Raw genomic sequence first — 11,898 nt, 5'->3', positions numbered from 1 at the left:
ATGGATGCAGATATATTACGGTTTGAAATATTTCACAAGATAGAACAAGCTAACCATCAACAATTGAAAGAACTTAATAAGTTGATAACCGACTATCTCTGCAATCAGGATAGTAATGATGACGAATGGGATTCTTTACCGGAGTTTCAAAAACAGCAACTTAAAGCCTCAATGGCGCAAGCGGACGCCGGCTTAGGCACGCCTATTAATGAGGTTATGGATAATATCCGCACAAAACACGGGCTTGATTAAGGCCAGTTAAATCCTTAAGACACTAAAATCCGAAATTATCTTAGCCTATCCGCCGATTTTACGAGCTTCTCGTCGCGTTGTATGGCCTTAAAGGCAAAGATGATCAGGATAATGCTGAGCGAGGTAAGGAACAAGCCAATCCCCATGTTTCTGTATTCGAGGGTAATTTCGCCAACCACCTTCTTTACGGTTTGCGCCATCCAGAAACTGTAGCCAATGAACACCAAAATAGCACTGTAACATAAAGCGATCTGCTGTTTGCGGTTCTTATAAAGGAATATGATAACCAGGGGAACCAGTGCCGCGATTACGGTAACGATTGGCAGCGCTGCAAAGGTCTCCGTTTGCTTATAGTCGCTGAAACCGCCTCGTGTTTGTACACCAGTTACTGAAATAGTCAGCATTGGCCCGTCAAGTACACCGGGAGCAACGGATACGTCTTTTGCCAGCGGGAAAACAAACAGCCCGAACATCACAATAGAGGCCGCCAGGAGGTATATACTTTGTATTCGTTGTAGCATTTTTATAATTTAAGATCAGCAAAGATAATTGTTTTCACAATTGATAATGCCTATTTGTTACTGCCACCGCAAAGATGAAATAAAGATGTATTTTTATCTGAAAATTTCAAAATGGGGTTAATAGCAATCATCGTCTTTCTTGTGTATGCCTATCTGGGCTATAAGCTTAAGCGCAAACCTATAGCCTGGGGATTTATTGGCTTAGGTGTATTAATCTCCCTCCCTTTGGTGGGTACCCCCTTTTTATTAATAACAAATTCACCAGACGCCAACCTGGTTTATTGGACTACGGTAAATATGCTTAGTATTATTATTACAATCGCGGTTGCCATCTACATTGCCTATCGGAACAAATTGATTTTTAGCAACAACATCCACAGCAGTTAATCTTTTCGGGCACTGCCTACGTAACAGTAGTTTATTACCTTTGCTCCGTGGCAAATACTCAGCGTTATTTTATCGAACTGGCTTACGATGGTACCAAATACCACGGCTGGCAGGTGCAGCAAAATGCCGTAAGCGTACAGGAATTGCTTAACAAAGCCCTATCCACCCTATTGCGCCAGCCCATAGAAACCACTGGTTGCGGTCGCACAGATACCGGCGTACATGCAAAGGAATATTTTGCGCATTTTGATCTTCAGTCAATGGACTATAGACCATGGACCATGGACAAAAGAAGCCTCAACTCCCTCCTCCCCTACGATATCGCTATAAAAAATATTATCCCGGTAGCTCCCGAAGCGCATGCCCGTTTCGATGCAACGCTGCGGAGCTACGAGTACCACATCCATTTTGAGAAAGACCCTTTCCGGCATGGCTATTCCTGGCTACTGCGCGACAGGCCCGACCTGGATTTGATGAACCAGGCGGCAGCAATCGTCATGGAATACACAGATTTTAGCTGTTTCAGCAAATCTAATACGCAGGTTAAAACCAATAATTGTAAAATTGTAAAAGCAGTATGGGAGCATACCGAAAAAGGCATCGTGTTCAAAATATCTGCCGACCGCTTTTTACGTAACATGGTAAGAGCCATAGTAGGCACGCTGATCATGGTTGGCCGCGCCGAGATACCGCCGGAGGGCATCCGCGATATCATCGAAAGTATGAACCGCAGTAAAGCCGGTGCCAGCGTGCCGGCTTGCGGACTCTATTTAACAGAAGTGAAGTATGCGCCCAAGCCACTGAAGAGCGAACAAAAGTTTGATAAGCAATGAGTAAAAACCAAGATAAGAAAGACGTTCAAAAAGCTCCCCCTGCAGGGGGTGGGGGGGGCTCGGCACCTGCCATTACCGGCAAAGCCTTCGATTGGCATTTACTCAAGCGCGTGATGCGTTACGTAAAACCGTATATAGGTGTGTTCGTACTGGCAGGCTTCCTTACTGTTTTTTTGGCGGTGGTCGCGCTTATTCAGCCCATACTTATCCAGCGCACACTCGATAAATATATCCTCACCAACAACTACCAGGGGCTGGTTTTTATGGTGGAGCTGATGGTGGGCCAACTCATCATCCAAACCGTGGCGCAGTATTACCAAACGTATCTCACCAACTCCCTGGGCCAATCCGTCATCCGCGATCTACGTATCGATGTATTCAACCACATCACCAGCCTGAGATTAAAATATTTCGACCGCACGCCAATTGGCATGCTCATTACCCGTACGGTATCCGATCTGGAAACCATTGCCGATATCTTCTCCGAAGGGCTTATCTCTATCATGGGCGATATGCTGCTGGTGATTGCTGTAATTGGCTACATGCTGGTTGAGGACTGGAAATTGGCGCTCATCACGCTTATTCCTATGCCCTTCCTTTTTGCATCCACTTACGTGTTTAAGGAGGCCATCAAATCATCCTTCCAGGAAGTGCGCACGCAAGTAGCACAGCTCAACACCTTTTTGGCCGAGCACATCAGCGGTATCAGCATTATCCAATACTTCGCCCGTGAGGAGCAGGAGATGCGCAAGTTCCGCTCGGTAAACCAAAAATACCGCGATGCCAACATCCGCTCTAATTGGTACTACTCTATCTTTTTCCCAGTAGTGGAGATTTTGTTTGCCATTTGTATGGCACTGTTGGTTTGGTACGGCTGCAAACGGATATTGACCGACCAGCAGATAAGTATGCTCTCGGCCGACCCAAAAGGGGTAACCATAGGCAAGATAACCGCTTTTATTGCGCTGCTGAACATACTCTTCCGCCCTATACGTCAGCTGGCCGATAAATTCAATACCCTGCAAATGGGTATGGTAGGTGCCGACAGAATTTTCAAAGTGCTGGATACCGACGAGGTAGCCGCCGATAACGGCAAGCTTGCACCTCCGGCATTGCAGGGCGATATCGAATTCAAGGATGTTTGGTTTGCGTATAACGACGAAAACTGGGTACTCAAAAACATCAACTTTCACATTAAACCCGGCGAAACGCTGGCGTTAGTAGGTGCAACAGGCGCAGGAAAATCATCTACCATCAATATCCTCAACCGTTTTTATGAGATAGGCAAAGGCCGCGTAACAGTAGATGGCGTAGATATTAAAGATTATAAGGTAGACTATCTACGCTCCAAAATTGCAACCGTAATACAGGATGTATTTTTGTTTACGGATACCATTGGCAATAACATTAGCCTGAACAATAAGCAGATAAGCCGCGAAGAGATCATCGCTGCCGCAAAAGACGTAGGCGCGCATGAATTTATAGAACGCCTGCCCGGCGGGTATGACTACAATGTAATGGAACGCGGTGCAACCCTCTCGGCGGGGCAGGCGCAATTAATTTCGTTCATCCGCGCATTGGTTTATAACCCCACTATATTGGTTTTGGATGAAGCAACTTCATCTGTTGATACTGAGACGGAATTGCTGATACAAAACGCCATCAATAAACTGATGCAGGGGCGCACGGCCATTGTGATAGCGCACCGTCTTTCCACCATACAAAATGCCGACAAAATCATCGTGCTAGACCATGGCGAGATAATGGAAAGTGGCACCCACCAGGAACTGCTGAAGATTGAGAACGGATACTACCGCAAGCTTTACGATCTGCAATTCAATTCGGCGGGGATAGCTAAGCCGGTTTAACTTTACTTAGATTCCAAACCACGGGCGTCATCGTCAGATGCATCGGGTTGATCGTCTTTCGGGGCCTTCTTTATCGGGGTAACCGGTTGCTCCTCATTCTCATGTTTTTTAGCAACGTCCTGCTGTTCGGGCTCGTCGGCATGGTATTGCTTATCGCGGTTTTTTACTACGCTTTTGTGTCCTTCGTCGGCAGGCCTTTCGGTAGGCGTATCTGCCGGAGATGGTTTATTATGGTCGTTTGCGGGTGTCGTCATGTAAGGATAACACCAGGTTACCTAATTTTGTTGACCGCTGATTTTTCGTTTATGATTTATTTTAAAAAGGTACTCAAGAGAGGGCTACGCCGTTTAAATGATTTTAAGATTTCGTTGATAGTTTCTGAACCATGATTTACCTGATTAGGGGATTTCATGATGAAAAGAGTCATGGCAATCCTTTAATCCTACTAATCAAGGTTCAGAAAAAAATCCTGTTCAATCTTTCAATCCCTTAATCCTGTTCTTTTTCTCTCCTTTTGGGTCGTGTAGTTAATAATTGTTAATTATCCCGCATAAACTTTTACCTTTAGGGCAGGTTTGCTATTTTCGCAAACTACGGTGATAGCTGTGAGCTAGGCTTTCTTAGTCTCATAGTTAAAATCTTACATCTCATATCTAAAAATATGGAAGAATTCGAAACAAGCGCATCGGCCAGGAAAACCAAAACGATATATATATCTACCGTTTTTGGTATTGCCATGGTTTTATTGATGATAGGGCTGCTGGGGCTGATATTAGTGAATGCCAACAACCTCTCGCGCTACGTGAAAGAGAACATTGTAGTAAATATTTTTATGGACGATGCCGCGCACGAAACCGATGTGCTACAGTTTCAGAAACTACTGGAAGGCAACCCCATTGTAAAACAAACCCAGTACGTAAGCAAGGAACTTGCCGCGCGTAACCTACGGAAGGACCTAGGTGAAGACTTCGTGAAATTCCTGGGCTACAACCCGCTTTCGCAATCTCTTGATGTGTACCTCAAGGCCGATTACGCCAATAATGCCGGCATCGAAAAATTCAAGGCCGAACTGCTGAAGAACCCTTTGGTGAAAGATGTAAAATACCAGCAAAGCTTAGTTGACCAAATGAACCAGAACTTAAAATCTATCATCCTGGTGATACTGGCCTTCGCCGGCATATTCGTGGTACTATCGGTGGCGTTGATCAACAACACCATCAGGCTGGCCATCTATTCGCAAAGGTTCCTGATTAAATCGATGCAGTTGGTGGGCGCAACAAAAGGTTTCATCCGCAAGCCATTTTTGCTGTATGGTATCTGGCATGGCCTCTTAGGCGGTCTGATCGCTATATTGATACTCATCGGCACGCTTTACCTGGCTTACCAGCAAATACCCGATTTGGTTATCCTGCGCAACTATACCGAGTTCGGCATCGTGTTCCTGAGTGTTATTGGCATTGGCGTTATCATGTCGGCCATGAGCACTTACCTTGCGGTAAACAAATTCCTGCGTTTAAAAATATACGATTTATATAGGTAGGTTATTGGTTCACTGGATCAATTTTTCATTGGTGCAGCTAAATCAATAAATCACTCATTCAATAATTCACTAAATAAAAAATGGCACAAGTATCAAAACCGGCTGGCCCGGTTAAAACAACCGCTTCGGCAAAAACACAGCCGGTAAGCAACGCCCCACAGGCACAATTCGTGTTCAGTAAAGAGAATTATCTTTGGCTTATTATCAGCATTGCTGTTGTGGCCTTCGGTTTCGTGCTGATGAGCGGTACCACAGACATTTACAGCACAACAAAAATAGTTGTTGCCCCGGTGGTAGTGCTGGCAGGCTTTGGTTTGGGCTTTTACGCAATTCTAAAAAAACCAAGCGCTAAAGCATGAACGATCTTCTACACGTAATTGTATTAGCAATAGTTGAAGGCATTACTGAGTTTCTGCCTATATCGTCTACCGGGCATATGATTATTGCCTCTTCTATAATGGGCATCCAAAGCAACGATTTTATCAAGTTGTTTACAGTGGCCATACAGTTAGGCGCCATACTTTCGGTTGTGGTGTTGTACTGGAAACGCTTTTTTCAAACCCTCGATTTTTATTATAAACTGTTCGTAGCTTTCTTGCCGGCTGCTGTGTTCGGCTTGTTGTTCAGCAAAAAAATAGATGCCTTGATGGAGAGCGCGCTAACCGTAGGTATAACCTTATTTATCGGCGGTATCATCTTGCTGTTTGTTGATAAATGGTTTAACCAGCCCGATGTTAAAGAAGAAAAAGAGATAAGCTATTTGACTGCCCTCAAAATCGGTTTCTTCCAATGCCTATCTATGATACCCGGAACGTCGCGCTCTGCTGCTACTATTGTAGGCGGTATGTCGCAAAAACTGAGCCGTAAGGCAGCTGCCGAATTCTCGTTCTTTTTGGCCGTACCTACTATGTTTGCCGCAACGGCCAAAAAGTTATTCGATTTTATCCACGACGGCCATGTTTTCACCGGCGAAGAAATTAAGCTACTGGCCATTGGCAATGTGATTGCATTTATAGTGGCTTTGTTGGCTATCAAAACATTCATCTCTTTCCTGGAGAAACGCGGCTTCCAATTATTTGGCTGGTACCGTATTCTGGTAGGCGGGATTATCATTATCCTGATACTTACCAAACACGACCTGCAAGTGATATAAAGCTCTCTTAAAAATATTTATTGATAGCGATGCGCCAAAAAGCCATCGCTATTTTTTTGTCTGAACTCGAATTAAACGAATTTATTGAATGCACAGAAAGGGTGATATGCTTTTCAAATGCTGACTATTCTCAAAATTCCTTAAAATTCGAGTTCAGACGCTTACCTTTGCCGCTTAAATCCTTACATTGAGTACTACTTCTTTCAACAACATACAGCAATTTGCCGATGGCCAGCTTTTGCTGGTAAACAAGCCCTACAAATGGACCAGCTTTGATGTGGTAGGCAAACTGCGCAACGCTTTTAAGCCCTTAAAGCTAAAGGTGGGCCACGCAGGGACGCTGGACCCATTGGCTACCGGCCTGCTCATTATCTGCACCGGCAAAATGACCAAGCAGATAGACACCTTCCAGGCCGAAGAAAAAGAATATACCGGCACCATGGTGCTTGGCGCAACCACCCCTACCTATGACCTGGAGAGCGAGCCGGAGGCGAAATTCGATACCACGAACCTTACCGTAGAACAGATAAAAGCTGCCACAGCGCAGTTTACCGGCGATATTCAGCAATATCCGCCAGCCCATTCGGCTATAAAAATAGATGGGGAACGCCTGTACGAAAAGGCCCGCCGCGGTGAGGAAGTAGAACTGCGCCTGCGCAACGTTACCATTAGCGAATTCGAGATAACGCGTATAGAATTGCCCGAGGTAGATTTTAGGGTAGTATGCAGCAAGGGCACTTACATCCGCTCGCTGGCGAATGATTTTGGCGCCGCCCTTAACAATGGGGCCTATTTATCGCGCCTGCGCCGCACCCGTAGCGGTAATTACCGTATAGAAGATGCGCACGAAGTGATGGAATTGGTGACTAGCATACGAGATTTAAAAAGCGTGCAAGCAAGTGATGCATCAATTGCGGGTCATTAATTTTGAGTGATAACAAAAACGTTTCTCGTATAGGCTTAATGCCATTACATTTGCGCTAACACTACTATGAAGATTTACCACCACATCGATGAGTTCGTTCCAGTAAAAAATGCCGTAGTTACTATCGGCACCTTTGATGGCGTGCATATCGGGCATCGCAAAATAATATCGCGCTTAAAAGAACTCGCCGCAGCATCGGGCGGCGAAACAGTTATCCTTACTTTTTTCCCGCATCCGCGGATGATACTGCACCCCGAGGATGAAAATATCAAGCTCATCACCACTATTGCCGAAAAAGCTTCGCTGATGGAGCAGCTGGGGGTAGACCATTTGATTATCACCCCTTTTTCCAGGGATTTCAGCAACCAAAGTGCCGAGGAGTACATCCGCGATGTGCTGGTGAAGAAAATTGGCACCAAAACAATCGTCATAGGTTACGATCACCGCTTCGGTAAAGACCGCAAAGGTGGCCTCGAAGACTTGCTGCGCCTTGCGCCCGAATACGGTTTCGAAGTATTGGAAATACCGGAGCAGGACATCAACGATGTAGCCATCAGTTCCACCCGCATTCGCACTGCCCTGCTCGATGGGGAGATCGATATCGCTAACGAATGCCTGGGCTACCCTTTCTTCATCACCGGCAAGGTTATACGTGGCGACCAATTGGGCAGGCAACTGGGCTACCCTACCGCCAACCTGATGCTGGAGGAGCAGTACAAGCTTATCCCATCGGATGGCATCTATGCTGTGCGCGTAAATGTAGAAGGAAAAGACTACAACGGCATGGCCTATATAGGCCACCGCCCCACCGTTAACGGCATGACACGCAACATTGAGGTGAATATCTTCGATTTCAATCAGGAAATATATAATAAACAGCTCCGCATGGAGTTTCTTCATTTCGTACGTCACGATATCCATTTTGCATCGCTGGACGAACTGGTTGTACAACTAGGGAAAGATAAAGAAGATGTGCTGGCCCTACTGGTGCTCGATAATCCGCAGTTTAATACCTAACGACGCAACGCAAAACCTTCTACTTGGTCGTCTTAAAATTAATAGATAGCAACTACCTATAATAAAAATAGCGATAGGATTCACCCATCGCTATCTTTATTATGCTACACCTTCAGGGAGCATAGGGGGCTACTCAAATCTCTCTTTCAGAAACGCTCCGGTAAAGCTATCTTCCTGTTTGATCAAATCTTCGGGCACGCCCTCGAATACCACATTACCGCCACGGTTGCCGCCGCCCGGGCCAATGTCTATCACCCAATCGGCACATTTTATCACGTCCATATTATGTTCTATCACAATGATGGTGTTGCCATGATCCAGCAATGCATCAAATGATTTCAGCAGCTTTTTAATATCCGCAAAGTGTAGGCCGGTGGTTGGTTCATCAAATATAAAGAGCGTTTTATGCGTGTTATTGCCTTTTACCAGGAACGACGCCAGCTTGATACGCTGCGCCTCGCCGCCAGATAGCGTGTTGCTCGATTGGCCTAATTGCACATAACCCAGACCGACATCAACCAATGGTTTTATCTTGGCCAGTATCTTAGGCTCTTTGCCGAAGAACTCCAGCGCCTCATCAATAGTTAACTCTAATACTTCGGATACATTCTTTTCATTATAAGTAACATCCAGTATATGCTGTTTAAATCGTTTACCGCCGCAGGCCTCGCACGTTAAAAAGATATCAGCCATAAACTGCATTTCAATCTTCACTTCTCCTTCGCCCTGGCAAACATCGCAACGGCCACCTTCTACATTGAAGGAGAACGCGGATGGTTTCAGCCCGGCGGCCTTGGCCACTGGCAGTGCCGCATAAAGGTTACGTATCTCGTCCCAGGCTTTTACATAAGTAACCGGGTTTGAGCGGGATGAACGACCAATTGGGTTTTGGTCCACCAGTTCTACCTGTTCTATTTTTGCGATATCACCGTCGAGGCCGTCGAAACTGCCGGTTTGCTCACCATTGTAGTTACCCAATGCCTTTTGCAGTGCAGGAGCAAGTACGCGTTTTACCAAACTGGTTTTACCCGAACCGGATACGCCTGTCACCACAGTAAGCACACCAAGTGGAAACTTCGCGTCCACATGGTTCAGGTTGTTTTCGCGTGCACCTTTAATCTCTATATAATCGTTCCATTTGCGGCGATGAGAAGGGATTGCGATTGACTCGCGGCCACTCAGGTACTTACCGGTAAGGCTATTATCATCTACAATGATTTGCTCATAAGTCCCCGTGAAGATAAGATTACCGCCATGCGTGCCGGCTTCAGGGCCGATATCGATAATATGATCGGCCGCTTTCATTATCTCTTCCTCGTGCTCCACTACTAAAACCGTGTTGCCCACATCGCGTAGCGACTTTAATACGCCGATAAGGCGCTGGGTATCGCGCGGGTGCAGGCCTATGCTGGGTTCATCTAACACATAAACCGAACCTACCAGGCTGCTACCCAACGAAGTTGCCAGGTTGATGCGCTGAGATTCGCCACCCGATAGGGTGTTGGAAAGGCGGTTAAGGGTGAGATAGCTGAGACCCACATCATTTAAAAATTGCAGGCGGTTGTTAATTTCCAGCAGCAGGCGTTTGCCTATCTTAACATCGGTAGGGCTAAGGTTAAGGCTACTGAAGAATGCCAGCGCGGTATCTAAAGGCATCAGTACGATATCGGTAATAGATTTACCGTCGATTTTTACATACGATGCATCCTTGCGCAGGCGGCTGCCTTTGCATTCGGGGCAAGTGGTTTTGCCCCGGTATCGCGATAGCAAAACCCGGTACTGTATCTTGTACGTTTGCTCCTCCATCTCCTTAAAAAAGTCGTCCAACCCGCGGAAGTATTGGTTACCGCTCCATAGCAGCTGTTGCTGCTCCGGGCTAAGTTGGTTGTATTGGCGGTGGATGGGGAAATCGAATTTTATGGAACTTTTCACCAGCCTGTCGTTCCACTCGCGCATTTTTTCGCCACGCCATGGCGCAATGGCTCCCTCGTAAACGGTTTTGCTTTTATCGGGGATAACCAGGTCCTCATCTATACCGATAACCTTGCCGTAGCCTTCGCAACGCTTGCAGGCGCCGTAAGGGTTGTTGAAACTGAAGAAATTTGCCGATGGTTCTTCGAAACGCATGCCGTCCAGCTCAAAGCGGTCGCAAAAGAAGCGTTCCACAGCCCCCTCTAAATCTCCCCCGGCCGGGGAAATGTTTAATTCTAAAGCCCTTCCGCTAACCAGCGGAGAGGGTTTGGGTGGGGCATCATAACGTACAAAACAATCACCCTTACCTTCAAAAAAAGCGGTTTGGATACTGTCGCCAAGGCGGCTGATGGTTTCGTCCTCGTCGTTTTTGGTAATACGGTCTATAACTATCCGCAACGAATCATTCGCCGCAAGTGGCGCGCTTTCCGGTTCTGCTTCAGCCGCTGCTTTTTTACTTTTGCCTTTCGGCTTTACGCTTTCCGTTTTTTCCTCGAATGCTTTATTATCGATGCTTTCATCTTCCAGCATGCTCTCTATTCGGTTCAGTTGACCATTGTACTCTACACGGATAAAACCTTTCTGCATCAGTACCGCCAGCTCCTCTTTAAGGCTGCGGTTATTATGCGGATGCAGCGGGCAAAGGATGGTTACCTGGGTATCTGTAGGCAAGCCCATGATAAAGTTGATCACATCGGTAACGCTATCTTTTTTTACCACGCCGCCAGATACCGGCGAAATAGTTTTGCCTATGCGCGAAAAAAGCAGCTTAAGGTAGTCGTATATCTCGGTACTGGTGCCCACTGTAGAGCGTGGGTTGCTGGTAATTACTTTTTGCTCAATGGCTATGGCAGGTGCTATGCCTTTGATATAATCTACGTCGGGCTTGTTCATGCGGCCCAAAAACTGACGTGCATAACTGCTCAGGCTTTCTACATACCTGCGCTGCCCCTCGGCGTAAAGGGTATCAAACGCCAACGACGATTTGCCTGACCCCGACATGCCGGTAATAACCACCAGCTTGTTCTTGGGGATGGCCACATCCATATTCTTAAGGTTGTGCACCCTGGCCCCTTTTATGATGATATGTTTTTGCGGGTCTTTTTCGGCTTCTTCGATCATTGCTTGTTTAAAATGTCCATGGTGGATATACCGTGGAAATAAACGTTTTATATTTAATATGGTGTTAAACTTTCGCTATATACCATAGTCTAAAGACTGTAAACGCTTGGAGCCGCAAAAATCCTAAAATATTTAGCTTTTTCCAAATGGGTTTACATCAATATAGAGATATTGTAGCGTTTGGGCGAATACTTGCAATGGGCTGACATGTACGTAAAATGATGATGACATGACATGGCACCCCCTCAAAAAATATTTGTTTTTATTTTTAAGATTATTATATTTGAGGGTAACATTTTTCAACCCCTA

Annotated in this window: 11 protein-coding genes; 8 read left to right on the top strand and 3 right to left on the bottom strand. The window is 46.0% G+C overall.

Going from position 1 to position 11,898, the window contains the following annotated elements:
• A complete protein-coding gene (locus E2R66_RS10265; RefSeq protein WP_133229176.1) occupies positions 1-252 on the top strand; it encodes a hypothetical protein in 252 nt (83 codons plus the stop codon).
• A 35-nt stretch (positions 253-287) separates the two neighbouring features.
• Here the strand turns inward: E2R66_RS10265 and E2R66_RS10260 are convergent, their stop codons facing one another.
• Entirely contained in the window at positions 288-773 is a 486-nt protein-coding gene (locus E2R66_RS10260) for a DUF4293 domain-containing protein (RefSeq protein ID WP_133229178.1), read from the bottom strand.
• A gap of 434 nt (positions 774-1,207) precedes the next feature.
• Between E2R66_RS10260 and truA the strand changes: the two genes are divergently transcribed.
• Together truA and E2R66_RS10250 are read left to right on the top strand one after the other, a co-directional pair.
• The gene (gene truA / locus E2R66_RS10255; RefSeq protein WP_133229180.1) at positions 1,208-1,993 is read left to right on the top strand and encodes a tRNA pseudouridine(38-40) synthase TruA; all 786 of its coding nucleotides are present in this window, start codon (positions 1,208-1,210) and stop codon (positions 1,991-1,993) included.
• Positions 1,994-2,106: 113 nt separating this feature from the next.
• The gene (locus tag E2R66_RS10250; protein WP_240049284.1) at positions 2,107-3,861 is read left to right on the top strand and encodes an ABC transporter ATP-binding protein; all 1,755 of its coding nucleotides are present in this window, start codon (positions 2,107-2,109) and stop codon (positions 3,859-3,861) included.
• A 2-nt stretch (positions 3,862-3,863) separates the two neighbouring features.
• Here the strand turns inward: E2R66_RS10250 and E2R66_RS10245 are convergent, their stop codons facing one another.
• A complete protein-coding gene (locus tag E2R66_RS10245) occupies positions 3,864-4,115 on the bottom strand; it encodes a hypothetical protein (protein WP_133229184.1) in 252 nt (83 codons plus the stop codon).
• A gap of 407 nt (positions 4,116-4,522) precedes the next feature.
• Between E2R66_RS10245 and E2R66_RS10240 the strand changes: the two genes are divergently transcribed.
• The 5 genes from E2R66_RS10240 (at position 4,523) to E2R66_RS10220 (ending at position 8,496) form a co-directional block, all read left to right on the top strand.
• On the top strand, positions 4,523-5,401 hold the full coding sequence (locus tag E2R66_RS10240; protein WP_133229186.1) for a cell division protein FtsX: 879 nt from the start codon (positions 4,523-4,525) through the stop codon (positions 5,399-5,401).
• An 80-nt stretch (positions 5,402-5,481) separates the two neighbouring features.
• Positions 5,482-5,760 carry a DUF3098 domain-containing protein gene (locus tag E2R66_RS10235; RefSeq protein ID WP_133229188.1) on the top strand — a complete coding sequence of 93 codons (279 nt, stop codon included), beginning with the start codon at positions 5,482-5,484 and terminating at the stop codon, positions 5,758-5,760.
• Positions 5,757-6,554, top strand: a complete 798-nt coding sequence (locus E2R66_RS10230) for an undecaprenyl-diphosphate phosphatase (protein WP_133229190.1) — start codon at positions 5,757-5,759, stop codon at positions 6,552-6,554. The genes E2R66_RS10235 and E2R66_RS10230 overlap by 4 nt, the downstream gene beginning before the upstream one ends.
• Before the next feature lie 187 nt (positions 6,555-6,741).
• Complete coding sequence (gene truB / locus E2R66_RS10225; protein WP_133229192.1) at positions 6,742-7,479, top strand: tRNA pseudouridine(55) synthase TruB; 738 nt, start codon at positions 6,742-6,744, stop codon at positions 7,477-7,479.
• 66 nt (positions 7,480-7,545) lie between these two features.
• On the top strand, positions 7,546-8,496 hold the full coding sequence (locus E2R66_RS10220; protein WP_133229194.1) for a bifunctional riboflavin kinase/FAD synthetase: 951 nt from the start codon (positions 7,546-7,548) through the stop codon (positions 8,494-8,496).
• 129 nt (positions 8,497-8,625) lie between these two features.
• On the opposite strand, the gene uvrA is transcribed toward E2R66_RS10220, so the two are convergent.
• Positions 8,626-11,589, bottom strand: a complete 2,964-nt coding sequence (uvrA, locus tag E2R66_RS10215) for an excinuclease ABC subunit UvrA (protein WP_192901959.1) — start codon at positions 11,587-11,589, stop codon at positions 8,626-8,628.
• Positions 11,590-11,898: the final 309 nt, after the last annotated feature.

This window comes from Mucilaginibacter psychrotolerans (assembly GCF_004519315.1).
Taxonomy (GTDB): Bacteria; Bacteroidota; Bacteroidia; order Sphingobacteriales; family Sphingobacteriaceae; genus Mucilaginibacter; species Mucilaginibacter psychrotolerans.
This window is presented reverse-complemented; position numbering and strand designations above follow the sequence as displayed.

Bases quoted from the DNA above. Each gene is read 5' to 3' on its own strand.
- E2R66_RS10265 (WP_133229176.1), top strand. From the start codon at position 1: ATGGATGCAGATATATTACGGTTTGAAATATTTCACAAGATAGAACAA.
- E2R66_RS10260 (WP_133229178.1), bottom strand. From the start codon at position 773: ATGCTACAACGAATACAAAGTATATACCTCCTGGCGGCCTCTATTGTG.
- E2R66_RS10250 (WP_240049284.1), top strand. From the start codon at position 2,107: ATGCGTTACGTAAAACCGTATATAGGTGTGTTCGTACTGGCAGGCTTC.
- E2R66_RS10245 (WP_133229184.1), bottom strand. From the start codon at position 4,115: ATGACGACACCCGCAAACGACCATAATAAACCATCTCCGGCAGATACG.
- E2R66_RS10240 (WP_133229186.1), top strand. From the start codon at position 4,523: ATGGAAGAATTCGAAACAAGCGCATCGGCCAGGAAAACCAAAACGATA.
- E2R66_RS10235 (WP_133229188.1), top strand. From the start codon at position 5,482: ATGGCACAAGTATCAAAACCGGCTGGCCCGGTTAAAACAACCGCTTCG.
- E2R66_RS10230 (WP_133229190.1), top strand. From the start codon at position 5,757: ATGAACGATCTTCTACACGTAATTGTATTAGCAATAGTTGAAGGCATT.
- E2R66_RS10220 (WP_133229194.1), top strand. From the start codon at position 7,546: ATGAAGATTTACCACCACATCGATGAGTTCGTTCCAGTAAAAAATGCC.
- uvrA (WP_192901959.1), bottom strand. From the start codon at position 11,589: ATGATCGAAGAAGCCGAAAAAGACCCGCAAAAACATATCATCATAAAA.